At 54.9% G+C, this 24,985-nt stretch carries 20 protein-coding genes, 1 pseudogene and 1 riboswitch; of the genes and pseudogenes, 15 read left to right on the forward strand and 6 right to left on the reverse strand.

The window, feature by feature from the left end:
- Window positions 1-23: 23 nt before the first annotated feature.
- Together EXY20_RS06320 and EXY20_RS06325 are read left to right on the forward strand one after the other, a co-directional pair.
- Window positions 24-947, forward strand: coding sequence for an NAD(P)/FAD-dependent oxidoreductase (locus EXY20_RS06320; protein WP_135548819.1), 924 nt, complete (start codon window positions 24-26; stop codon window positions 945-947).
- 59 nt (window positions 948-1,006) lie between these two features.
- Complete coding sequence (locus tag EXY20_RS06325; protein ID WP_135548821.1) at window positions 1,007-1,225, forward strand: hypothetical protein; 219 nt, start codon at window positions 1,007-1,009, stop codon at window positions 1,223-1,225.
- 24 nt (window positions 1,226-1,249) lie between these two features.
- On the opposite strand, the gene EXY20_RS06330 is transcribed toward EXY20_RS06325, so the two are convergent.
- Window positions 1,250-2,059, reverse strand: a complete 810-nt coding sequence (locus EXY20_RS06330) for a polysaccharide deacetylase family protein (RefSeq protein ID WP_135548823.1) — start codon at window positions 2,057-2,059, stop codon at window positions 1,250-1,252.
- A gap of 334 nt (window positions 2,060-2,393) precedes the next feature.
- Window positions 2,394-3,895 (reverse strand): annotated as a pseudogene (locus tag EXY20_RS06335) (MDR family MFS transporter).
- Between the two features lie 45 nt (window positions 3,896-3,940).
- On the opposite strand from EXY20_RS06335, the gene EXY20_RS06340 reads away from it, so the two are divergent.
- Window positions 3,941-4,294 carry a MarR family transcriptional regulator gene (locus EXY20_RS06340; RefSeq protein ID WP_135548826.1) on the forward strand — a complete coding sequence of 118 codons (354 nt, stop codon included), beginning with the start codon at window positions 3,941-3,943 and terminating at the stop codon, window positions 4,292-4,294.
- 21 nt (window positions 4,295-4,315) lie between these two features.
- Window positions 4,316-4,750 (forward strand): flavodoxin domain-containing protein, encoded by a 435-nt coding sequence (locus EXY20_RS06345; RefSeq protein WP_135548829.1) that lies wholly within the window; start codon window positions 4,316-4,318, stop codon window positions 4,748-4,750.
- 490 nt (window positions 4,751-5,240) lie between these two features.
- Here the strand turns inward: EXY20_RS06345 and EXY20_RS06350 are convergent, their stop codons facing one another.
- Window positions 5,241-5,942 carry a DUF2161 domain-containing phosphodiesterase gene (locus EXY20_RS06350; RefSeq protein WP_135548831.1) on the reverse strand — a complete coding sequence of 234 codons (702 nt, stop codon included), beginning with the start codon at window positions 5,940-5,942 and terminating at the stop codon, window positions 5,241-5,243.
- A 111-nt stretch (window positions 5,943-6,053) separates the two neighbouring features.
- Window positions 6,054-7,328, reverse strand: coding sequence for an NCS2 family permease (locus EXY20_RS06355; protein ID WP_135548833.1), 1,275 nt, complete (start codon window positions 7,326-7,328; stop codon window positions 6,054-6,056).
- A gap of 65 nt (window positions 7,329-7,393) precedes the next feature.
- Between EXY20_RS06355 and EXY20_RS06360 the strand changes: the two genes are divergently transcribed.
- Window positions 7,394-8,110 carry a Crp/Fnr family transcriptional regulator gene (locus tag EXY20_RS06360; protein ID WP_135548835.1) on the forward strand — a complete coding sequence of 239 codons (717 nt, stop codon included), beginning with the start codon at window positions 7,394-7,396 and terminating at the stop codon, window positions 8,108-8,110.
- A 180-nt stretch (window positions 8,111-8,290) separates the two neighbouring features.
- Window positions 8,291-9,004 carry a purine-nucleoside phosphorylase gene (deoD, locus tag EXY20_RS06365; RefSeq protein ID WP_135548837.1) on the forward strand — a complete coding sequence of 238 codons (714 nt, stop codon included), beginning with the start codon at window positions 8,291-8,293 and terminating at the stop codon, window positions 9,002-9,004.
- Here the strand turns inward: deoD and EXY20_RS06370 are convergent.
- Window positions 9,001-10,626 (reverse strand): response regulator transcription factor, encoded by a 1,626-nt coding sequence (locus tag EXY20_RS06370; protein ID WP_235885399.1) that lies wholly within the window; start codon window positions 10,624-10,626, stop codon window positions 9,001-9,003. The two genes, deoD and EXY20_RS06370, sit on opposite strands and share 4 nt — an antisense overlap.
- A 5-nt stretch (window positions 10,627-10,631) precedes the next feature.
- Window positions 10,632-12,386 (reverse strand): sensor histidine kinase, encoded by a 1,755-nt coding sequence (locus EXY20_RS06375; protein WP_135548842.1) that lies wholly within the window; start codon window positions 12,384-12,386, stop codon window positions 10,632-10,634.
- Window positions 12,387-12,511: 125 nt separating this feature from the next.
- On the opposite strand from EXY20_RS06375, the gene EXY20_RS06380 reads away from it, so the two are divergent.
- From EXY20_RS06380 to EXY20_RS06420, 9 genes are all read left to right on the forward strand, one after another.
- Window positions 12,512-13,408: an ABC transporter permease gene (locus EXY20_RS06380; protein ID WP_135548844.1), complete on the forward strand. Its 897-nt coding sequence runs from the start codon at window positions 12,512-12,514 to the stop codon at window positions 13,406-13,408.
- 14 nt (window positions 13,409-13,422) lie between these two features.
- Entirely contained in the window at window positions 13,423-14,286 is an 864-nt protein-coding gene (locus tag EXY20_RS06385; protein WP_167859026.1) for a carbohydrate ABC transporter permease, read from the forward strand.
- 42 nt (window positions 14,287-14,328) lie between these two features.
- Window positions 14,329-15,921, forward strand: a complete 1,593-nt coding sequence (locus tag EXY20_RS06390) for a type 2 periplasmic-binding domain-containing protein (protein WP_135548848.1) — start codon at window positions 14,329-14,331, stop codon at window positions 15,919-15,921.
- A gap of 5 nt (window positions 15,922-15,926) precedes the next feature.
- On the forward strand, window positions 15,927-17,351 hold the full coding sequence (locus EXY20_RS06395) for a sulfatase-like hydrolase/transferase (protein ID WP_135548850.1): 1,425 nt from the start codon (window positions 15,927-15,929) through the stop codon (window positions 17,349-17,351).
- 28 nt (window positions 17,352-17,379) lie between these two features.
- Complete coding sequence (locus EXY20_RS06400; RefSeq protein ID WP_167859027.1) at window positions 17,380-18,717, forward strand: sulfatase family protein; 1,338 nt, start codon at window positions 17,380-17,382, stop codon at window positions 18,715-18,717.
- Between the two features lie 46 nt (window positions 18,718-18,763).
- A complete protein-coding gene (locus tag EXY20_RS06405; RefSeq protein ID WP_135548854.1) occupies window positions 18,764-20,287 on the forward strand; it encodes a bifunctional metallophosphatase/5'-nucleotidase in 1,524 nt (507 codons plus the stop codon).
- Between the two features lie 18 nt (window positions 20,288-20,305).
- Window positions 20,306-21,481 carry a phosphopentomutase gene (locus tag EXY20_RS06410; protein WP_135548856.1) on the forward strand — a complete coding sequence of 392 codons (1,176 nt, stop codon included), beginning with the start codon at window positions 20,306-20,308 and terminating at the stop codon, window positions 21,479-21,481.
- Window positions 21,482-21,955: 474 nt separating this feature from the next.
- Window positions 21,956-23,851, forward strand: a complete 1,896-nt coding sequence (locus EXY20_RS06415; protein ID WP_135548858.1) for a PrkA family serine protein kinase — start codon at window positions 21,956-21,958, stop codon at window positions 23,849-23,851.
- Between the two features lie 47 nt (window positions 23,852-23,898).
- Window positions 23,899-23,985, forward strand: a riboswitch (ZMP/ZTP riboswitch).
- Window positions 23,986-24,046: 61 nt separating this feature from the next.
- Complete coding sequence (locus EXY20_RS06420) at window positions 24,047-24,898, forward strand: bifunctional 5,10-methylenetetrahydrofolate dehydrogenase/5,10-methenyltetrahydrofolate cyclohydrolase (RefSeq protein WP_135548860.1); 852 nt, start codon at window positions 24,047-24,049, stop codon at window positions 24,896-24,898.
- Window positions 24,899-24,985 lie beyond the last annotated feature (87 nt).

The following is a 24,985-nucleotide window of genomic DNA, read 5'->3' on the forward strand; positions in this document are numbered from 1 at the left end:
ATCGGCTACGAGGAGCGGTAACGATGGATTACGATTGTGTCATTGTCGGCGGAGGAATCGCCGGACTGCAGGCGGCGATCCAACTGGGCCGCTACGAGCGCCGGGTGCTGGTGGCCGACGCCGGCCGCGGGCGATCGACGCGATGCCGCTGCTACCGCAATTTGCTCGGCTGGCCGGACGGAGTTTCGGGAGAGACGCTGCGCGGGTTGGGGCGGCAGCATGCCGAACGATTCGGCGTAACGTTCGTTGCGGAAGAAATCGTGGCGGCGTCCGCCGGCGGCTGCGGTTTTCTGCTGCGCGGTTCGCGCGACGAAGCGCGTCTTTATGAGGCGCGCACTTTGCTGCTCGCCACCGGGCTGATCGACCGGACGCCGCCGATTCCCGGCCTCGAGCCTTGTTTGGGCTTAACCGTTTACGTATGCCCGGACTGCGATGGCTACGAAGTGAAAGGCAGACGCACGATCGTGCTCGGCGCGGGAACCGTCGGCGCTGAAATGGCGCTGCTGCTGTCCGCCAAGGCGAGCGAAACCGTTTATGTCAATCACGAGATGACGGAGCTGCCTCCGCAGCTGGCGAGGCGGATGGATGCGGCCGGCATTCGGTATGCGGCGGAAGCGATCGAGTCCGTCGACGCCGACGAATCGGGTCAGTTTGCCGGCGTAGTGCTGCGCACTGGAGAAAAGGTGGCGGGAGAGCGCGGCTTTGTTGCGTTCGGGGGCAACCGCGTCCGCTCCGAGCTGGCGCAGCAGCTTGGCGTCGAGCGGCTGGAAAACAGGCATATCCCGACCGATCCGCGGACAAAAATGACCAATGTGCGCCATGTTTGGGCGGCCGGCGATGTGGCGGTGCATGCGGAGCAAGTGGCGATTGCCATGGGAGAAGGGGCGCAGGCGGCGATATGGATTCACAAGGCGCTGACTGCCATGGAGCAAGGGGCGGGCGGATAAATCGGGCGGGCGCCGGGAATGCTGGAACCAAACGGCATGCGGAAGGAGGATGCGTGGCGATGTGGCATTTCAGCGACAACCGCGAACACCCTCGCAACAGCAAAGAGGCGCGGAGCAGGGAAGCCGCCGGGTCGGCCCAGGCGGCCGGGCAGGAGCGGGAAGCGGCCGTCGTGATCGATAGTGGCGTCAGTGGCGGCGAAGCGGCGGGAGTCGACGCTTCCGTACTCATTTCGGATGAAGCAAGGGTTCTGTCAAGCGATTTTCATCAGATGCTGTAGTGCGGTCCTGCCCGGAGCGGCCGGCTATTTCCAGTTTAGCTTGCGGACCAATTCCGGCAGCCCCTCGTTGCCATTTACGAAAATGCGTTTCAACTCGTAAGCGGACTGCTCGTTCGTGGACCTACCTTGCTCGATTGTAAAAGCGTAGCGGTACCGATGGCTGGCCAGCAGCTTCAGCGTTGCGGCGTTTCGTTCGCCATATGGATAACAATACACATAGGCGGCTGTGCCGTAACGCGCTTCGATCAGCCGCTTCGATTCGGCGATTTCCGCTTCTTGCTGCGCCGCATCCAGTTGCGGCAAGTGAGGGTGCGTCATGCCGTGCGGCTGAATGTCCCAGCCGGCCGCCTGCAGTTGGTCGACTTGCTCCCAGCTCAAGTAATACGGGTCGTCGACCGTACCGGGCGACATGAACAGTGTGGCCGGGAAGCCATATTGCTGCAATAAAGGCATCGCGTTCGTGTAATTGTCGGCGTACCCGTCGTCGAATGTGAGCAGAATCGGTTTGGCGGGGCCCGGCTTCGTGCCTTCCAGGACAGCGACATAGTCGGCCAGTGTCAGCGGCGTGTAGCCTGCACGGGCGAAATAGGCAAGTTGCTCTTCGAACTTGGCAACCGGCATAACGGCGGAATTGCCGGGTTCGCTGTCGGAGATGCTGTGATAGTTGAGCACGGGGATTGCGATTGGTGTTTTGATCGGCGGCGGCGGCGAGGCCGTGGCAGCAGCCGTTGATGCGGGCGAAGTGTAAGCGGCGAGTGTTGGCGAAGGCGCGAGAGCAGGCGGCGCGGACGTGAGCGGGTCTACGGTCAAGAGTGCAGATGTGGGCGTGAGCATATGTTCGGGTGAGTGCTCGTGTGCGGTCGGGAACATGGTTGAGTAAGCGTGAGCAGGCGGTGCGGCGGCGTGTTCTGTATCCGCTCTCATTTCGCGTGAGGCATTTTCACTGCCGGCATGCTCCCGGCCTTCGTTCCTGGAGCAGCCGGCTGCCATGCAACAACAAACGATCGCCGCTACAAGCGGCAATAAATAAGAAACGCCGCGGCCCGCCATCCGATCACCCGTTCCGAAGAAAGTTGCTATCGTTCTATTATATGCAGGCCAGCGGCAACATATGCTAGATTCGATTAGCTGTGATCGGCGGCGGCGCAATAAGGCCAATCAGTTTCGATTAGTGAGAAGCTGCATATTCTTCCATTTCGGAGGCAGGATCGAACTTTTCTCCGCTCATGAAGAAAGCTGCCGCAAGCGCGATGACAGCCGGGATGCTCGCCCACGCGAAGGTATGAACGAGCGAGGAGGTTAGCGCTTCGCTAATTTTCTCCAGAACGGGCACGGGGATATGATCCCGCGTCTGCGGGGTCAAAATATTGCTTGGATCGCTTAGATCAATTCCCTCCGTCTGCTGTCCGCCGCTGAACGCGGCCGTTAATCTATTCAGGAAGACATGGCTCTGAATAATGCCGAAGACCGTAATTCCCAGCGTCATTCCCAGTTCCCTGTTGAAGTTAAGCGTCGAGCTGGCGGAACCGCGCTGCCGCGCGGCGAAGCCGTGTATGGCCGCGTTGCTCAGTACCGAAAATGATGAACCGATCCCCAGACCGACCAGAATCATGAAGATCGTGACCATGAAGCGCGAAGTATCGGTCGTCAACGTGGTCAATAGCGCTATACCGATAACCAGCAGCGTTGTCGTTGGAATCATGATGGAGCGATACTTGAATTTCGCCAATAATGACCCTCCTCCTGCCGCCGTAACGACCGAGCCGAGCATCATCGGAAGCAGGACAAGCCCCGAATTCGTCGCTGATCCGCCAAGAACGCCTTGAATAAAAACCGGGATATAGATGGATGCCGTAATAAACGCCGCTCCGCTGAATATCGCCATCATATTACTCGCGAATAGAGCCGGTTCTTAAACATTCCGAAGGTGATGATCGGTTCTTCCGCTCGCCGTTCGATATAAACAAAGGCAAAAAAAAGTGCCGCGAACAACGCGAATAACCCGATGATCATTCCGGAGTCCCAAGCATATTCCTTGCCGCCAAGCTCAAGCGCGAACATGAGACTAACGATTGAAGCGACAAGCGTCATCGCGCCGAGATAGTCGATTTTTTGCTTGGAATGCTCAACGGACTCTCTGTAGAAGAACGCGATCAAGACGAAGGCAACGAGACCAATCGGCAAGTTGATGTAGAAGATCCAGGACCAGTGGATATAATCCGTCAGATACGCGCCCAGAAGCGGTCCGAAAATGCTGGAGAGACCGAATACGGCGCCAAACAGGCCGCCCATCTTGCCGCGCTTGTCCGCAGGCACCACGTCGAACATGATCGTGAAGGCGATCGGCATCAGCGCGCCGCCGCCGATCCCTTGGATTGCGCGATAAATGCTTAGCTGCACGATCGTTTCAGCCGTTCCGCATAAGGCGGATCCGATCATGAAGATAATAATGCCAAAGACGAAGAATCGCTTGCGCCCGTACATATCCGATAATTTGCCGAATATAGGCATGCCGGCCATCTCCGCAACCATATACGCCGAAGTGACCCACATTAATTTGTCGAATCCTCCCAAATCCCCGACGATCGTGCCAATTGCCGTTGCGACGATGGTATTGTCCATCGATGCCATTAGAATGGCCAAAAGCAATCCTCCAAGTATGATCCCCATCAGCAAAGTGTCGCGACCGCTCTCGGGTTATACAATAATGATTTCTTGTCCATCGATATCCTGCATGAGAAAGGACCCATCACGGCAGGCGAGCTCTCGAAGCTGACCGGGCTCACGACAGGGAGCGTTACCGCGCTAATCGATCGGTTAGAGAAGAACGGCTTTGTTCAAAGACAACCTGATCCGAAAGACCGCCGCAAGGTGATTATCGTCCCGCTATACGAGAATAAAGAGGACGTCAGCAGAATATACCTTCAGCTTCATGCGGAGATGGTGAAGCTGGCCTCTTCCTATTCGGATGAAGAACTCGCGCTCATAACGCAGTTCCTTGGCCAAGCCAGCGCCGTCCTGGAGGATCAGATCCTCCAACTTCATTCGAAAGCGCGCAACAAATCATAACGAGACAAGGGGGAAGAATAAATGGCCGTACTCATTCTATTCGCAACAAAAACCGGGGCAACGGCACAATGCGTAAACGTATTGTCGGAGCAACTGTCGAATTGCACGACATGCAACCTGGAGACGGACAAGCCTGCTTTCGGACAATTCGACCGTATCATTCTGGGGGCGGGAGTAAGAGACGGGAAAATATACAAGCCGATTCGGGACTTCATCAAAAAAAATCATGACGAGCTCCTGAAGAAAGTCACGGGATACTTTATTTGCAACGAGAAGCCCAAGGAAACGGAAGAGATTATCGAGAAGAATATTCCGGCCGACCTGAGAAGAGCGGCGCTCTGCATGGAATCGTTCGGGGGCTATAAAGCCTACAAGGCACCAAAGGAAGTCACCGATCAGTTGCAAGGGATTTTCGTCGATCGGATCAAATCTTTCGCCGAGAAGTTCGCGCAGTAACAGGAATCCCCCCCCCCCCAACCCTGTGGTGCGCCCCGGCGGCATGGGGGTCTGTAAGGCTGAAATCATTTGGAAGATCTCTATAACTTCCTTTCTGTCCGCTATCCCCTTGGCTCAATCCCCAGCATAAACCCAAAAATGCGGTTACTATTCACAGCCGCCCTCAACATGCAGGTGTGCGGCGGGGGGAGGCCAGCAGTCCGAACACGCCCGGCAATTATATATGATTTTTCATATATAATTGTCGCCAAACGTGCCAAATGCCCAATTATATGCGATTTTTCAACTTTATTCGTCCATTTCGACGCCTCGACGGGAATTGGATATGATTTTTCATATATAATTCTGTAGGGGCTGTAAATAGTAACATAATACTCCCTGCCGCACCAGTCTGAGCCGACGGGATAACCAGCATACGCAAACGGCTGCCGAATATACGCACGCTCGCCGCCGCGCCAGCTTGAATGGATGCGCACTGCGCGAAACGTTCTCAGCCGCCCGCAGGCGGAATCACGCTGCCGTATTCGGCGGCTGCGGCGCGTCCTTGCTCGGTCAATTCATAAACGCCGCGGGAAGCGCGGCGAAACCAGAAATAGTAATTGTGCTGCATAATCGCCGTCACGTTTGCAATATGCGTCAGCTCGCGCAGCTGCTTGGTGCTGAGCGGGCCGTGTTGCGCCATCAGCATCGCGCAGCGGATCGCCTTCTCGCGGTAGGCGGTAATCAGCTTGCGCCGCGTGCTGCCGCCGACGTTGTAGTCGCCGCTGCGCTCGCGGAATTCGGCGATCAGCCCGGCGACGCGTTTGGCGCTTTTGCGCGGGACGTACGGCGTCGGGTCGCACAGCACTTCGACGAACGGCGGCTTCGTTTTGTAGAAGCGCACGACGATCAGGCCAAGCCCAAGCATGCGGCACAGCCGCTGGGCGTCGCTCCACGTAACGCCGCGCGGCGAACGGCCGCTCTTGTGCTGCTCGACGGCAACGTAGACGCGGTCCGTATGCTGCAGCCGATCGATGGCCTGCACGAGCAGCGGCACCGTCAGCGTCTTCTTCAGCTCGACGATGACCGGAGCCTCGTCTCCCCGCAGCGCCACCACATCGCAATGCTTCACTTCCCCGCGCACGTCGTAGCCGAGCTGCTCAAAGTATGCTTTGACCGGCGCGTACAGTTCGGTTTCGCTTTGAATCGGCAACGCAAAAAGCTCCTCTCATGCAACTCCAAAAATGCTTGTTCCCGAAGCATGTTCCCCGGGGCAACGACAAATCCGACTCCAGTATACCACAGCGAACCGCCGATCCTGCGGTTACCTTAACGATTCCACGACGAAATAAAGCAAACAGACGGCGGAAATGGCGTACATGGGAACGGGAATTTCCTTGCTTCTTCCGGCCGTCAGTTTGATCGCGAGATACGCGATGAAGCCGATGGCAATCCCGCCCGCGATACTGAACGTCAGCGGAATGGCGATCAGCATAAGATAAGCCGGGAACCATTCTGTCATATCCGCGAACGGAATGTCCTTGATCTTCAAGGCCATCAGCCCGCCGATAATAATAAAGATCGGGGCGATCGCACAGTCGGGAATAAGTTTCAACAAGGGGACGAACAACAAGGTGGGAAGAAACAAAATCCCGGCCGTGAGTGAAGTCAGCCCCGTCCTGCCGCCGGCGGCAATGCCCGCATAGCCTTCCGCGGCGGACACGGTCGAACTGCAGCCGAGAAGCCCGGCGCCGATGATGGAGAAAGCGTTGGCTTGAAACGACCGTTGGAACTTCCGCCGGTCAGGCAACATGCCCAGTTGGGCGCCCATATTTTGGAAAACAACCAGAATACTTAAAGAAAATGCGCCTATCCAGAAGTTGGCGGAAGCAATTTGGCTAAAATCCATGGCCCCGAGCAAGCCTGGATATCCGGCGAATGAAATAGGGAAGCTGCCCAGGCTCAGATGGGAAAAATCGACGATGCCGAACAAACCTCCGATCAGCGTTCCCGCTGTCATCGCGATCAAGAAGCTGCCCGTCATTCCGCGAATATACAGCGGGAGGGCAATCAGCAAGGCGAGAATGGCGGTCAGAACGTGAGGATCGTTCAAGCTTCCCAGCGCCACGAACGTTGATTTGTCGGCGACAATCAGTCCGCCTTTCTTCAGCCCGAGGAACGTGATGAACAAGCCGATGCCGGCCGTCATAGCCGCGATCAACGACCCCGGGATTTGCCCGATCCACTGCAGGGCGCGCTTGGACAGACTGACCACGGCGAACACGATTCCCGACAGCAGCACGGCCGCCAGCCCTTGTTGCCAGGTTAGCCCAAGAGACAAGATAAGCGTATAGGCGAAGAAGCTGTTGTCGCCCATTCCGGGAATGATGATGAGAGGAGAGTCCGCCCACAGCGACATGAGCAGACATCCGAACACGGCAGCCAAGACGGTGGACAATATCGCCGCTTCATAAGGCAAACCCGCGCCGGAAAGAATCGCCCCGTTCACCACGACGATATACGAGGCTGTGATAAAAGAAGTCAGTCCTGCCGCAATTTCCTTGCGGATGGTGGTGCCGTCGCTTGACAATTGGAACATGGCAATCAATCTCCTGTGCTATAATAGTGGAATATTCAGCGATTCGAAGGCGAGGAGGGCAACCAATGATTCAGAACTTGACGGCAGTGAATCTGTTCAAAGCGATTCCCGAGGACGATTGCGTCAAGGTGATGCCCTTGTTTAAAAGCCGTTCGTTCAAAAAAAATCATACGCTGATCTTCGAGAATGAAAGGAGCAACGATGACATCTATATCATTCGCTCCGGAATCGCGAAGGTTTACCGTATCCAGCAAGACCAGGAACTGATTTTCAATTTTCATCTGCCTGGCGATGTGGTCGGAGAGGTGGAAGCCATCTGCGGCGGCGCGACCAATTATCGGCTGGCTTCCGTGGAAGCCGTGGAACCGATTGTCGCATGGGTGATTGCCGGGAGCGACTTCCGCCATATCATGGATGCGTATCCGATCGTATGGAAGAATGCTTACCTTGTGCTGGCTGAGCGTCTCAAGGTCATGAATCGCAAAATTCGCAGCTTGGCGTTTGACGATCTTCGTACCCAAACGGCGAATTTGCTTCTTGATCTTTACGATAATTGCGGTGTCAACCAAGGCAATGAACGATTGATCAATCTGAAAGTAACGCAAGGCTTGCTGGCCGATCTGCTGGGTGTGACGCGCGAGTCCGTATCCAAGATCATGAACGAATTCAAGCGCGATCGCGTCATCGAAATGCGGCAAAAGTTCATCTACATCCTGGACATGGCGCAGCTGGATCATTTATGTGTTAATTCGGATCCTGAATCCCGCAGATGGCACAGTTGATCGTATTGGTGAACATCGTACCAGATTAAGTGGAGAACTTCTGTCATGTGTCCAACAAGTTTTTTGTGAACCGCTTCACAGATGGCGAGCGAAGGAAATTACTGCCGATGAGGTTCCAGCCTGCTAAGATGAGGGTTGCCGGGTGACCGGCAAATTTGCACAGGGAAGGAAGATTGGCGAATGACCATGCATATCGAGGCGAACCAGGGCGCGGTTGCCGATAAAGTTCTGCTTCCGGGAGATCCGCTGCGTGCCAAGTATATTGCGGAAAATTTCCTCGAGGGGGCGACATGCTATAACCAGGTCAGAGGCATGTTCGGCTTTACCGGAACGTACAGGGGCGAGCGGGTATCGATTCAGGGAACCGGGATGGGGATGCCGTCTGCGAGCATTTACATTCATGAATTGATTCGGGAATATGGCGCGAAAAAGCTTGTGAGGATTGGGACATGCGGCGCGATTCGGAACGATGTGAACATTCGCGACGTGATCATCGCCCAGGCGGCTTGCACCGATTCGGCCATGTACAGCGGCATCGCCCCCGGGGTCAGGTTCTCGCCTGTCGGCGATTTCCATCTGATCAAGAAAGCTTACGAGATCGGAACAGACGACGGGCTTACGCAACATGTCGGCAACGTGTATTCGTCCGACGTCTTTTATTCCGACGGAATCGATACGCTGCAGCAGTTGGGCCGTTATGGCGTCTTGGCCGTCGAGATGGAAACGGCGGCGCTGTATTGTTTGGCCGCCAAGTACCAGGTGCAGGGGCTGTCGCTTCTGACGGTGAGCGATCATGTGTTAAGCGGCGAACAAACGACTTCGCTGGAGAGGCAAACCACGTTCAATCAGATGATTGAAGTCGCGTTGAAAACGGTCGTATCGAATCGCTCCTAGTCAGGCTGAACCGAAGCTTTTAACGAATTCCGGTACTCATTGGGCGACTGCTCGGCCATTTTCTTGAACATCGTGCAAAAATACGAGTAGTTGTTGAACCCCACCTTCTCGGAAATTTCGTAATTGCGCAGGATTCCTTCTCGCATAAGGCGTTTGGCGGCTTGTATCCGCTCTTCCATAATGAAATCGGTGATGGATGAGCCCATTTCCGCCCGGAACATTTTTCCTAGATAGTTGGGACTTAGTTGCACCTGGTTCGCAATCACGTGCAGGGACAGTTCCTCGTGGAGATGCGCTCTGATATAAGCCGCGGCTTTGGCAATCTCGGGGCGGACCTTAACTTGACTATCGGAGATCGTCCATTCCTTGAGAATCCGCTCTTTGATCGCGAACAGCGTAACGTAAATATTGTCGGATTGTTTGAAGCTCGGCCAATCGTCCAAGAGGGGCCGGGCTTCATTATGTCCGGTTTCACCCTTGCCGAATGCATGCTTGAGCGAATCGAACCAGTCCCGCAACGGGTCCGGGTCCGGTTTATGTGTCAGCGAGAGCTGCTGGACCCGATCAAGCCACTTGTCCAGTGTTACGGAATTTCGATCCGCCAGCACGCCGGCCAATTGGTCTCCCAGCTCCTGATACCGGGCCGACGGCAAGCTCTGGAAAGGCGCCGTCTTCTCCGCGATAACCAGGGATGTATCCTTCGCATAATAAAGATGATCGGCAACCGCCGTCAGTTGTTTGTACTTGGCCCGGAATTGACCGGGTGGCACGGGCTGTTCGCCAACGACTACAGACACCGTGATCTGCATCAATTTCGCAAGCGCTTGATTGCAATGTTTCAGCACCTCGGCCGCCAAGGTGTGAGCCGCTTCCGGCCCATCCGGCTGCTGCCCCTCCTGCTGCGCCGGCAACAGAATGACGCACGTGCCGAACGTATTCGACATCAATTCCGCGGTTCGCGGCGCGTATAGGGCCAACGTTTCCCGTATGATTTCCATGAACGTGAAGTCCACCAGAGGATAATCGGCTTCCGGGTATCTTTTCAGGTAAGACGACTGCCGATCGACCACGCATTTCAGCATATAGTAGGCGGAATTTCGCACGATCATGCCGAGCGAATTGGCTTTCTCCACGACGTCCTGATCGCGAATCAGCCCGTTGACAATGTTCTCAAGAAATTTTTTCCGCAGCGGGTATCGGTAATGGTCCAGAATGTATTGCTGATGCCGGATCGTCCGATGTTGGGCGGAGAGTTTGACTATTTCCTGGATCGCCCGGTCGATTACGAGCTTTGTTTCGACCGTTTCGATGGGGGACTTCAGCATATATCCGCATGCGCCCTTCTGGATCGCTTTCTGCGCGTAATCGAAATTGCGGTGAGCGGTCAAGATGATGCACTGAATGTCTGGATTTTGCGCCTTCAGCTTCTCCAGCAATTCCAACCCGTCCATCAACGGCATCGTAATGTCGATCAACATGAGGTCCGGCCGGAAATTCCGGCATAGTTCCAGCGCCTCCACCCCGTTGATCGCCTCGCCGACAATCTCGACCCCCCACTGCGACCACGGGAAATTGAGCCGGATATACTCCCTGGCCATCGGTTCGTCGTCGACAATCATCATTCGGATCACGGCTTGTCGCCTCCTTCCTGCCCGCGAACGGGGAAGGCGAGAATGACCCGTGTCCCCTGATCCGTCCGGCTTTCGATTTTCATTCGATAGGCGTCCCCGTACATGAGCTTCAGCCGGCTGTGCACGTTCCGCAGCCCGATATGGCCCCCCGGTTCGGCAGGATGTCTCTCCAGCCTGTCAAGAAGTGCGGCAAGCTGCTCTTCCGACATCCCGTTGCCGGAATCTTCGATCATAAGCTCCCATGTTTCGCCCACTCTTTCTGTCCCGATGAATAACGTTCCCTTCTTGCGAACCGGCGCAAATCCATGGAAGATGGCGTTCTCGACGATAGGCTGCAACGTAAATTTGGGCAACAGGAGCTGTTCGGTTGACGGTTCGATGTCCGTTTCCAGAGAGAAAATATGGTTGTAACGAATTTGCATCAGAAAGATATAACTCGCCAGCGCTTGCAATTCTTCCCGCAACGTGACCGGTGAAGGAGAATAATCCAGCGTGTAATGAATCGTTTCCGTGAAAGAAGAAATCAGCCGATCCACTTTCTCCGGTTGGGCTTCCCTCGCGGCCATACTGATCGAATTCAACGTATTGAAAATAAAATGGGGCCGAATTTGGGTCTGAAAAGCGAGAAAATCGGATTGTTGCTTGGCTTTCTCCGTCTGTTTCAACTCCTCGATCAAGTCACGGATTTTGGCGGTCATCCGGTTGAAATGCTGAGCGAGCAAGCCCAATTCGTCGTTGCGCGTCACGTCGATCTGCGTATCCCAATGTCCCAATCCCACTTTGTCCATCGAGCGGGCGATGACTCGAATCGGATTGCCGAAAAATCGGGACAACGTATAGGCGATGATCGAAGACAAAGCCAGGGACAACAAGGTTAACAAACCGATGTAGTCGAGTTTTTTTTGCAAGGGCTTTAACAATTCGGTCTTATCTATGACGCGCACCACTTGCCAGGACAGCAGGTTATCATTGCTCCTGACGAACAAGTACGAGTTTTGCCGGTTCGACTCCTCCTTGACCAACCAGGTTTGGCTAAAAAGGTTGCCGTCGATTCCGCGAAGTTCATATCGCTTCGCGAATGAATCGTAGCGGACAAACGTCTCCGAGCCGTATATCGGCTGGTTGCCCGAGTCAAGCAACAGCAATTTGCCGTATTTCGAAGCAGCTCCGTTCGGAATCAGCGAATCGAACAGCTTGGGCAAATCCAGGTCCAGCGTCAACAACAACGTTTTCTTTTGCGGTTCCAGCGGAATTTGCATCATGGCAGACACCGTATACCCCGAGACGGCGGAATAATACGGTTTGGACCAAAATATTTGGTTGGGCTTGGCGATTCCGGCCGTTTGCTTCTTGAATTCGTTATCTTCATCCAGCAGCCACCCCACTTGGGATGAACTGGCGACAACCGTGCCGTTCTCCATCAGATGAATGCCTTTGGAATTCGGGATGAACAGAATCAGATTGTCGTTCAACCATTGATTGAATTGCGCATAGTCTCCCGATTTCAATCGGTTGTCGCGCGCAACGGAAAGGAAGAAGCTTTGAATGTTTTTTAAGTTCAGGTTTAAATAGGCGTTGGACTTATCGGTAAACTGTTTGGCGTCTTCGATCTGATTGGTTAACAGCGTGCTTCGGGTGTCCTGGTAATACAGGAAATTCACGAGCAGAATCATGGCTAGAATGAGCGCAACAGATACGATGAACATTTTTGCAAAGATCGTCAGCTTCCACCGTGCCGCTCTCGTTCTCACAGCGAACCTTCTTTCGTTGTGTTGAATCCTGAAAGTTATTGTTTTATTTTGAATGTTCTTTCGAGAATGTGTCAAGTAGTATTAAGGGCAAGCAAGGGAGAATGAGTCAACAAGGAGATGCCGCTATGCTCAAGACGATTTACCGTTACAAATACCGGCTGCTGTTCATTTATATCGGATTGTTATATTTTGTCGTCTTCAAGTATTTGCCGATGATCGGTCTGATCATCTCCTTTCAGAATTACAAGCTGGGGGCGGGTTTCTTCGACGGGCCGTGGGTCGGCTTCAAGCACTTTGCCGATTTTCTCGGCAATCCGGATTTTCTTCAGAAATTGGTCAACACGTTGATCATCAGCTTGTATGTGCTCATCTTTACGTTCTTCCCCCCAATCATCGTCGCGATCCTGCTCAACGAAGTCACAAGGGCCAAGTTCAAGAAAACAGTCCAAACGTTGATCTATTTGCCGCACTTCCTGTCCTGGGTCATTATTTACGGCATCGCCTTCGCCTTCCTGTCCGAAAGCGGCGGTCTGGTCAATCAGCTCATCAAGGGGCTGGGGGGCGATACGATCGGTTTCATCACTTCCGAGAATTGGTTCCGCAGCGTGCTGGTCGGAACGGATATGTGGAAGGAAACCGGTTGGGGTACGATCATCTTCCTGGCGGCGATTACAGGCATCAACCCGCACCTCTATGAAGCCGCCGTGATGGACGGCGCGAACAAGTGGCGCCAAATCATCCATGTGACGCTGCCGTGCATGATGCCGGTCATCACCTTGATGCTTATCATCCGACTGGGGCATATTCTCGATGTGAGCATGGAACAAATTCTGGTGTTCTATAACCCGCTCGTCTATTCCGTAGGCGATATTATCGATACTTGGGTTTATCGAATCGGCATTATGGAAGGGAGGTTCAGCTTTGCATCGGCCGTCGGTTTGTTTAAGTCGGTCGTCGCCTTGATTTTGGTATGGGGAGCCAACAGGCTATCCAAGCGGTTTTCCGGTTCGGGAATTTGGTGAAGGGGGTGACAAAGATGAGCATGAGTATGGGCGAAAAATGGTTTCAATGGTTGAACTACTTCTTTTTGTTGCTTATCGCGATAGGCTCGGTGTTTCCGTTCCTATATATCATATCGGTATCGTTAACGCCGCTTGCCGATGTCATGAAGCACGGCGGGTTCATCCTGATTCCCAGGCACGTGACGTTCGAGGCCTATAGCCATGTTTTTACCCGTACGAACGTACCCAGATCCATGTTGAATTCGCTCTATATTACGTTCTTCGGAACGATTCTCAGCACGATGCTGACACTGGCGATGGGCTACGGCTTGGCGAAAAGGGAAGTTCCGGGAAAAAACGTTTATGTGCTGCTGGTCGTGTTCACCATCGTTTTTAGCGGCGGCATTATTCCTTCTTATTTGATTGTCAAATATTTGGGCTTGCTTAACAGTCTGTGGTCGATTATCCTGTCCTTCCTGATCAGCCCGTTCAACCTGTTGATCGCGAAGGCGTTTCTCGAACAGTTGCCGCAGGAGTTGGAAGAATCGACAGAAGTGGATGGCGCCGGGGAGTTGACGTATTTTCTGAAAATTGTCATTCCCTTGTCCAAGCCGGTCATTGCCACTTTGTCGCTGTTCAATGCCGTGTTTTTCTGGAACATGTATTTCTACGGCGCCCTGTACATTACGAAACAGGAGTTGCTGCCCCTGCAGGTGGCATTGAAGCAGCTGATCGCCAGTCCCGATCCTTCCCTGATGATGGGGCAGGAGATGCCGCTGTCGCCGGAAACGTTAATTATGGCGGGCGTGGTTGTCAGCACGCTTCCCATCGCGATCTTGTACCCGTTCCTGCAAAAATACTTTATCAAAGGGGCGACCTTGGGCGCAGTAAAAGGGTAAGCTTGAACTCCAGGTGTGGCAAAAACTGAAGGAGGTAACCAGATGAATTTCCTGAAGAAAGCAAGTCCGTGTTTCATGATCGCGGCTTTACTGCTTGCATCGGCCTGCAGCCAATCGAAGACGGACGCCGGTGCGGATGGGCAGCCGGCTGGCTCGGCAGCCTCCAAAGACAAGACGTTCGATTTTACTTACGAACGGTTCTCCGTCAGGCCGTTCCAGCCCCCGGAAAATAATCCGATCGATCAAATGCTGAAGAAAGATTTGAATGTGAATCTGAAATTAACGATCGGGGTCGGCGATTACAACAACTGGGCACAGCAATTTAGTACGCGGGTGGCGGCGGACGATTTGCCGGACTTCGTCTTCCTGAACAGACAAGACCTGATGAGATATGCGGCGAGCGGCACGATTATTCCGCTTGACGATCTGTTGAATAAAAATCCGGAGCTGAAAAATCGGCTGGATAAAAATCAATGGATGCTGTCGAACGTGAACGGAAAAATTTACGGCGTTCCCAACTTGAACCCCATCGGTCCTTACGACGCGTTGTACATCCGCAAGGATTGGCTCGACAAGCTGCACTTGGCGATGCCGAAGACGACCGACGAGTTCATGACCGTGTTGAAAGCTTTCACGTTCAACGATCCCGACGGCAACGGAAAGGATGATACGTTCGGTTTCACCACCGACGATCCGAACTTTGTCCACATGAGCGCGCTGACCAATTCCTTTGGGCTCCCGCAGTTCGCATCCGTCGAACCCGGCGTACCGATGGATTGGATTGACAGCAGCGGCAAGCTGCACTTCGGCCCGACATCGGATGAATATAAACAATACATTGTGTATATGGCTCAATTGAAAGAGGCCGGCGTTATCGACCCTGATATCGCTTCGAACACGTTTGCCGTCTTTAAGCAGAAGATGGCGCAAGGCAAGGCGGGCGTGGTGCCGCTCTTCCTGCCGCAGCAGAAGATGTTCGAAGGCAATGCCTGGCTGGCGGATATCAAGAAAGCAAATCCCGACGCGAACTGGGTCTACCTTCCGCCGCTGAAGGGACCGAAGGGATACTCGGGAAATAATGCGGATTCGCCGGACGCCTCCTACTTCGCTGCGGTAACGAAGAAGGTGCTTGAAACGCCGGGGAAAGCGGAGCGGGCGATCGATATTCTGAATTATGAGTATCGGGACGGATTAAAGGGCGGTCTTGGCGGCCAGTTTATCGATTTTGGCCAGGAAGGCGTCCATCACAAAAGTGAGAACGGGAAGATCGTCCAGTTTCTCCCGCAATACAATGCCGACCAGGACAAATATATCAATGTGTACACGATGGGCGGGTTGGTGAACAGCCATGACGTATTAAAGATTAACATTAAGGATGCGGAATTCAAAACGTTTGAACAGATGAACGCGGACCGCAGCAAGGGCAACTTGATTGCCAATTATTACTACCAGCCCTTGAGTTTTTCCTATGACGGCAGCAATTATATTCGGGAAATGTCGCTCAAATTCATCTATGGCAAAGAAAGCATGAGCAAGTGGGACGATTACGCGAAAACGCTGAACGAGCGGTATAAATACACGGATGTGCAGAAGGAAAGAACAAAACAGCTGCAGACGGCGGGATTGCTGAAGTGAGCGGAATGAGCAGGAACAAACCGAATGTCGTGTTCTTCATGTCCGACGACCAAGGGCCTTGGGCCCTTGGTTGCGCCGGCAACAAGGAGATCCTCACCCCCCATCTGGATCGTCTTGCCGCGGAAGGGATGCGGTTTGACCGGTTTTTCTGCACATCGCCGGTTTGCTCGCCTGCCAGAGCTTCCGTGCTTACGGGCAAAATCCCGTCCAGCCATGGAATTCACGATTTTGTGCGGGACGCCGATAACGACCGAATCAGCTATCTGGACGGCCACTTGGCCTATTCGGAATTGCTGGCACAGGAAGGGTACGCGTGCGGCATGTCCGGCAAGTGGGGAATGGGGAACGATTACGAGCTGCAGAAGGGCTTCGAGCATTGGTACGTAAGCGTCTATGACGGCGGACGCTATAGGAACCCGAAGATAGTATGCAATGGAGAGGTGCGGCGGGAACAAGGTTATTTGACGGAGCTGATTACCGAAGACTCGCTCGCTTTCCTGGAGCGCCATGCCGGGGGGGAGCGCCCGTTCTACCTGAACGTTCACTATACGGCGCCTCATCACCTGTGGGTGGGCGAACACCCGGAGGAATACGTCCGACTCTACGACGACTGTCCGTTCGATTCGTGTCCTCAAGAGCCGGAGCATCCCTGGTCGCTTAGCCTGACCAGCCCATCCAGCGTCCGCACCGACTCAAGAGCCAACCTCAAAGGGTATTTCGCCGCAGTGACGGCCATGGATGACGGAATCGGGAGAATTCTGGATAAATTGGATGAGCTGGGCTTGCGCGACAATACGCTGATCTGCTTCATGAGCGACAACGGATTCAGCTGCGGGCAGAAGGGCATCTGGGGCAAGGGCAACGGTACGTATCCGCAAAATATGTACGAAAATTCAGTCCTGGTGCCGGCGATTTTTCAACATCCCGGTGTCATCCCGGCGGGCGTGGTCCATTCCGGGCTGCTCAGCCAGTACGATTTTATGCCGACATTGCTTGATTACTTGGGCGTCGATCATCCGACGGCGGGGCAGTTGCCGGGGAGAAGCTTCAAGCGGGCTCTTCTGGGAGAACCGACGTCCGAGAACGAGTTCGTCGTCATATACGACGAATATGGCCCTGTGCGGATGATCCGTACCAAGACGCATAAGTACATCCATCGTTATCCGTTTGGCCCGCATGAGTGTTACGATTTGTCGAACGATCCCGGGGAACGCGTCAACCTGTACGACGATCCCGAAGCCCAGCCTTTGATTTACCGTTTGCAGACTCAAATGGAGAACTGGTTCCTGCAGTATGCGGATCCCGGCATGGACGGCGCAAAACTGCCAGTTACGGGGACCGGGCAGTCCGATTGGGTCGCTCCGGGGAAGACGGGCAAGCACACGTTTAATCAAAATGCCAGATTGTTCAAACAAAATGGCCATCTTTAGCGAATGAAGCGAAGAAGGGGAGATGGAATTGGGCAGACCGAATTTGTTATGGATCATGACCGACCAGCAGCAAAGCCGCGCGATCGGTTGCCTGGATGCGAGCTATAAAACACCGAATCTGGACGCGCTTGCTGCATGCAGCATCCGGTTCGACAAGCATATCACGACTTGCGCTCAATGCACGCCGTCTCGCGCCACGTGGATGACCGGCCGGTTTCCCCATCAAGTCGGAGTCAATCAGCTCGGGCACGCCTTGTCCGCCGATCAGCCGACCGTGGCCAAAGAGTTGCTTAAAGCCGGCTATGAAACCGCCTATTTCGGCAAATGGCATTTGCATACCCCCTTGGATGAGCACGGCTTTACGGTAACGGACGGCCCGGTTGGCGACGATCTCGATTATGGCGGGGGAAATGCGGAAGATGAACGGGCTTACAGCCATATCGATGCCGTCACCACCGCCAAAGCCATGAACTATTTACGCCGTATCGACGGGAACAAGCCGTTCTTTGCCGTCGTCTCCTGGAACTCGCCGCACCCTGGAGACGGCCCGTTCGAGCTCATCGGACGTTTCGCGAACGAGTACCCGCTGGAGTCGATGCCGGTGCCGGCGAGCTTTACATCGGACGACTTGTCCAAGAAGCCTGCGCATCAACTTGCGCGAGCCACGATTGGAGAATCGGCGCTCGACGAGCGAACGGTACGCGTAGACGCGCAAAAATATCGTACGATGATCCAACTGATGGATTGGCATCTGGGACGCATCCTCGAGCTGCTGGAACAGCGGGGCTTGCGCGAAAATACGGTTATCCTCTTTACAAGCGACCACGGCGATTTGCAGGGAGCGCATCGCTTGCGGCTGAAAGGCGTCGTTCCTTACAAGGAATTGTACGAGGTGCCGCTATTGCTGCACATTCCGGGCCGTAGCGACAACAGTGGCGTTGTACATCGGTTGACCTCCAGCGCCGCCGTTCCCGGGACGTTGCTGGATATTGCCGGTGTCAAGATTCCGTCGTCGTTCGAAGGCGGGTCGCTGCTGCCCCTGATCGATTCCGCGGAGAGTATGTCGGTACAAGAGAACGATTTTGTCTTCTTCGAGCATTATCGCGCTTATTGGGGCTTTCATCCATTCAGGGGGATCCAGACGCCCGCGTGGAAATACATCTATTACTATCACGATAATTGGGAAGAAATGTACCATCTGGCGGAGGACCCGGATGAAGTGCGGAATCAGGCCGACGATCCGCGCTGGGCGCAGATCAAGGCGCAGTTGCGCCGCCTTGTCGACGACTGGTGGGAAGAGACTGGCGCATTGTCCGTCGAGCCGATCAAGGTGCAATTGAAAGGATATTTTGAACATCTGGTTTGATCGGGGACGACTTGGATCGCCGCAAGCCGACAGGGAGGTTGTCGCAATGAATCCAATCAAAGAATTAACCATCCTTTATACGAACGATTACCATTCGCAGGAGAGGCCGGTCAAGGCAACTTGGGTTAAGGACAGCCCGATGATGGGCGGCATTGCGTATTTGGCTTCATACATCAAAAAATTCAGGGACCAAGACCCCGAGGCACTGCTTCTGGATGCGGGAGATATCATTACCGGTTCCCCCATGAGCATGCTGACGGAAGGAACCGCTCCGATCGATTTGTTTAATATGCTCGGCTACGATGCCGCCGCGCTCGGCAATCATGAATTCGATCATGGCTGGAGAAACGCGAAACGGCTGATCCATTGCGCCAATTTTCCGATATTATCGGCGAATATTTATTACGAAAACACGAATGTGCAGTTTGCCAAGCCTTATGAGATCATTGAGAAAAACGGGCTTAGGATCGGCGTTGTCGCTATTCACGGCAAGAAGGCAGGATACGAAACGATTTCCCGGCAATGCACGGAAGGCATCGAGTTTCGCAGTCAGGAAGCCATATTGCAGGAAAATGTCAACTTGCTGAGACCGCATGTCGACGTGATTGTGGCTTTGACGCACGAAGGGGTGCCCGCCGAGCAGGCTAGCGAAGACCGGGAAGTGGTCGTGGAACGGGACTTTGAGGAAGATGTGTATATCGCGAGTCATGTCCGGGGCATTGATGTGCTGATCGCCGGCCATAATCATAAAAATATCGATCCGCCGTATGTTGCCGCAACCACCGGGACGATTATCGTTTCGACACGGGCATTGGGGACGGTGCTCGGTGTTCTGAAGCTTCATGTAGACAGTGAGCGCCATAAAGTTGTCGGCCATCACGGGTATCTGCAGCCTGTGCTGACTGCAGGCATTCACCCCGATCCCCAGGTTGCCGCGAGAGTGGACTATTGGGAAGAGCAGTCGAAGACGTTAATCAATCAAGTGATCGGGTTTGCCGAGGGGAAATTTACCCGAAACTATTTCGGCGAATGCTCGCTCGGCAATCTGTTGACCGACGCTGTCCGCAGCCAGCTTGATGTCGACGTCAGCTTCTACCAGGGAGGAGGCATGCGGGCGGACCTCGCGATGGGGGACACGACGATAGGGCGATGCATTGATGTGAATCCTTTCCCGTCTCTCGCCTATATTATGGAGTTTTCCGGTGAAAATCTGATGAGAATTTTGGAAGAGAGCGCTTCGTTGAAGGCGGGGGTTCTCCAACAGTCGGGTCTCAAGATGGTCGTCGATGTCGATAGAGAAGTCGGGAACCGGGTTGTGGAAGCGACGATTCGCGGGAAGCCGATTGATTACGGGACAACGTATCGGGTTGCGGCAAGCGGGTTTTTGATGAAGGGCGGGGACGGTTTCGTGGAGTTTCTGAGAGCCGACAAGATTTGGTCAACAGGTGTTGTCGAGCGGGATTATGTGGTGGAATATATCAGGAAGACCGGGACAATTCGCCCGAAAACCGACGGACGTACGGTCGTAATCGGGAACATGGAGGCGTATACCGCCGTCCTGCAATCTTGAAGCGGGAGAGGTGCGAGCGTGAAATTCGCAAAAGTATGCGTGATCGTGCTGGATAGCGTAGGGATTGGCGAATTGCCGGATGCGAGCCGATTTGGCGATGCGGGTGCAAATACGCTTGGCCATATTGCCGAACAAGTGCCCGGGTTCTCCCTTCCAAATCTGCAAATACTGGGTTTGGGGAACATCGCGCCGCTCAGGGGCGTTGCCGCGGTGGAGCGTCCCTTGAGTTACTATGGCAAAATGGCCGAAACCTCGGTGGGCAAAGACACCATGACCGGTCACTGGGAGTTGATGGGTCTGCGCGTCGACACCGAGTACAAGACGTATCCCGCAGGTTTTCCCGAGGAACTGATCGCTCAGTTTGAATCCCGAACCGGGCGCAAGGTGATTGGAAATACACCGGCTTCCGGCACTGAGATTCTGGAACAGCTGGGCGAAGAACAACGAAAAACCGGGGCTTGGATAGTCTATACTTCATCCGACAGCGTATTCCAGATCGCGGCGCATGAGGAGGTCATTCCTCTGGAAGAGCTATATCGGGCGTGCCGGATCGCACGGGAGCTCACGCTGCAAGACGAATTCGGCGTGGGCCGAGTCATTGCCAGACCCTATGTCGGCGCGCCCGGCCGTTACGAGCGTACGGCCAACCGGCACGATTATGCCGTCAAGCCGCCCGCTCCCACCATACTGAATCGGTTGGCGACGTCGGGATTCGATGTCGTTGCCATAGGCAAAATTAACGATATTTTTTCGGGCGAAGGAATTACCCGTTCGTTTGCGACAGCAAGCAACCAAGTCGGAATGCTCAAGACGCAGCAACTGCTGCGAACGAACTTGAACGGGTTGGTGTTCACGAATCTGGTCGATTTCGATTCGAAATTTGGACACCGCAGAGATCCGGCGGGGTATGCCGACGCCTTAATGCAATTTGACAGCTGGATTCCGAATTTGTTGCGCGAGTTGTCTTACGACGATTTGCTCATTATTACCGCAGATCACGGTAATGACCCCACTTATCCGGGCACGGATCATACCCGGGAATACGTTCCGATTCTTGCGTACAGCCCGAAGTTTCGGAATTCCCGGTCGCTCGGCATTCGGAATTCTTTCTCCGACCTCGCCGCGACGCTCGCGGAAATTTTCGGGGTAGAGGGAACCGGTCAGGGCACATCGTTCCTCTCTATACTGGGATAATTCTCGGCGGAACATCCAAAAACATCAAACGAGCGGCTGCCGAGATTTTTCCAATATACAGATTAATTTCCTCAATATGTAATATGGGTAAGATCGATGTAAGCCAGCGAAGGCGGGAGGCCTTGAAGATGCCCAAGGACGAGGAAAACAAAAACGGCTGGAAAAAACCGGACCGGGTCCGGGAGCAGTCGGAGACGTACGACGTCTTCGAACGCGTGGAAAGGGGACAAGCTGGAGCATGTCATGACCTGTGTCGACTATGAGGACGACCGGATCGAATCCGGGCTGCTTGTCTGCATATCGGTCGAGCTGAAGCCGCTGTTCGCCAGGCTGAAGGTGCTCGAACAAAACGAATAAACGCATTTCCCACGGCGCCGCAGTGTCAGTTATGCTGCGGCGGCCGATCAAATTTTCGGTAAACTTATCCTCCGCGCCTGCATATCTATTTAATACGGCAGACGGAGGGAGGTACCCATGGATATTTTCAAACGGATATCGGAGCACCGGGCGGAAAAAGAAAAGCTTGCATGGTCAGGAACCTTTGCCGAATATATCGAAAAAGTCAGGCGCCAGCCTGGACTCGCCATGACGGCGCATGCCCGCGTCTATGAGATGATCGCTTCCCACGGTACGGACGACAGCGGCGGACAGGTTAAATATAAGTTTTTCGAGCAGGAAATATTCGGGCTCGACCGCACGGTCGAAAAACTGGTGGAAGAATACTTCCATTCCGCCGCCAGACGGCTGGACGTCCGCAAACGCATTTTGCTGCTGATGGGTCCGGTCAGCGGCGGCAAATCGACGATCGTGACGATGCTCAAGCGCGGCCTTGAAAAGTTCTCGCGCACGGAGCATGGCGCCGTCTTCGCGATCAAGGGCTGCCCGATGCACGAGGACCCGCTGCATCTGATTCCCCAGGAGCTGCGTCCGGAAATCGAACACGATCTCGGCATCAAAATCGAAGGAAGCTTGTGCCCCTCCTGCCAGATGCGGCTGCGCACCGAATTTAACGGGCGGATCGAACAGGTTCCCGTGGAACGGGTGCTCGTCTCCGAGGAGAACCGCATCGGCATCGGCACGTTCAGTCCGTCCGATCCGAAGTCGCAGGACATTGCCGACTTGACCGGAAGCATCGATTTTTCCACGATTACCGAATACGGGTCGGAGTCCGATCCGCGCGCCTACCGGTTCGACGGCGAGCTGAACAAGGCGAACCGCGGGCTGATGGAATTTCAGGAAATGCTCAAATGCGACGAAAAGTTTCTGTGGAACTTGCTGTCGCTGACGCAGGAAGGCAATTTCAAAGCGGGCCGGTTCGCGCTCATCAGCGCCGACGAGCTGATTGTCGCCCACACGAACGAGTCCGAGTACAAGGCGTTCATCGCCAATAAGAAAAACGAAGCGCTGCAATCGCGCATGATCGTCATGCCGATCCCTTATAATTTGAAGGTTTCCGAGGAAGAGAAAATTTACTACAAGCTGATCGAGCAAAGCGACATGCACCATATCCATATCGCCCCGCATTCGCTGCGGGCGGCGGCGATCTTCTCCATTTTGACCCGGCTCAAGGAAACGAAGAAGCAAGGCGTCGATCTGGTGAAGAAGATGCGGATGTACGACGGCGAGGAAATCGAAGGCTTCAAGGAAGCCGATCTGAAGGAAATGCAGAACGAATACATCGAAGAAGGCATGAGCGGCATCGACCCGCGGTATGTCATCAACCGCATCTCCAGCGCACTGATCCGCCAGGAGGTGCTGTGCATCAACGCGCTCGACGTGCTGCGGGCGCTGAAGGACGGCCTCGACCGCCATCCGTCGATTACCCGCGAGGAGCGGGAGCGCTACCTCAACTTCATCTCCACGGCGCGCAAAGAGTACGACGAGCTGGCGAAGAAGGAAATTCAGAAGGCGTTCGTCTACTCGTACGAGGAGTCGGCCAAAACGCTGTTCGAAAACTACCTGGACAATATCGAGGCGTACTGCAACTGGGCCAAAATCAAGGATCCGCTGACCGGCGAAACGATGGACCCGGACGAACGGCTGATGCGTTCGATCGAGGAGCAGATCGGCATTTCCGAAAATGCGAAAAAAACGTTTCGCGAAGAAATATTGATTCGCATGTCCACGTATTCGCGCAAAGGCAAGAAGTTCGACTACAGCTCGCACGACCGGCTGCGCGAAGCGATCGAAAAGAAGCTGTTCGCCGACCTGAAGGACGTCGTCAAAATTACGACGTCGACGAAAACGCCGGACGAAATGCAGCTAAAGCGGATCAACGAAGTGACGAAGCGGCTGATCGACGACAACGGCTACTGTCCGGTGTGCGCCAACGAGCTGCTGCGCTATGTGGGCAGCTTGCTGAACCGGTAGCGGCCTTGATTGCGCCCGCAGCGCGCATCAAGTATAATAGAGGCAATACAATCGCGCGTAACTGGCGGAACTGACATGGGATTACCATGGGGGAGCGCGCGAAGCAGCAAGCGCCGGACGCCTGGGCAGAGGTAAGGGGATATCACCCCTTGCCTCTTTCTGTTTTTATTCGACGATAACCGGGAGGAATGGAGCATGACGAACAACAGGCTCGTACTGGATGGAGAAGCGGTGGCAAAAGAAATAAAGGAGCAGTTGGCGGTACGTGTGCGGCGGCTCGCGGAAGCGGGCGTGACGCCGTGCCTGGCCACCGTGCTGGTCGGCGACGATCCGTCGTCGGCTACCTACGTGCGCATGAAGCGGAGCGCCTGCCGGCGGCTCGGCATCGATTCGCGGCTCGTGCAGCTCGGACGGGAGACGACGACCGCGCAGCTGGTCGCGGCGATTCGCGAGCTGAACGCGGACCCGGCGGTGCACGGCATCCTGCTGCAGCACCCGGTGCCGCATGGTATCGACGAGCGGGCCGCCTTCGAGGCGATCGGCATCGCCAAGGACGTCGACGGCGTCACGATGCTCGGCTTCGCGCAGAACGCGTTCGGCGTCGCCGCCTTTCCGTCGTGCACGCCCGCGGCCATCATGGCGCTGCTTGACTACTACCGGCTGCCTATCGCCGGCAAGCGGGCTGTCGTCGTCGGCCGCAGCCCGATTCTCGGCAAGCCGGTATCGCTGATGCTATTGAACCGCAACGCCACGGTGACGATTTGCCATTCGCAGACGGTGGATTTGCCGGCGGCGGTCGGCGCTGCCGATATCGTCGTCGCCGCCGTCGGCAAGCCGCGGTTCATTCGCGGCGAATGGATCAAGGAAGGCGCCGTCGTCATCGATGCCGGATACAATCCGGGCAATGTCGGCGACGTCGACTACGAAGCGTGCGCGGTCCGCGCCGGCGCGATTACGCCGGTTCCCGGCGGCGTCGGGCCGGTGACGATCGCGATGCTGCTGCAAGCTACGGTCGATGCGGCGGAAGCGATGGCGCGACAACGCTGACGCGATGGCGGCTCATCCGTTGCCGCGGCTGGCAACAGGCAGTCCGGCTTGCGGGCCGATCCGGCCCGTAACCCGGACGGCACCCCG

The organism is Paenibacillus cymbidii (assembly GCF_004764705.1).
Classification (GTDB): domain Bacteria; phylum Bacillota; class Bacilli; order Paenibacillales; family NBRC-103111; genus Paenibacillus_AN; species Paenibacillus_AN cymbidii.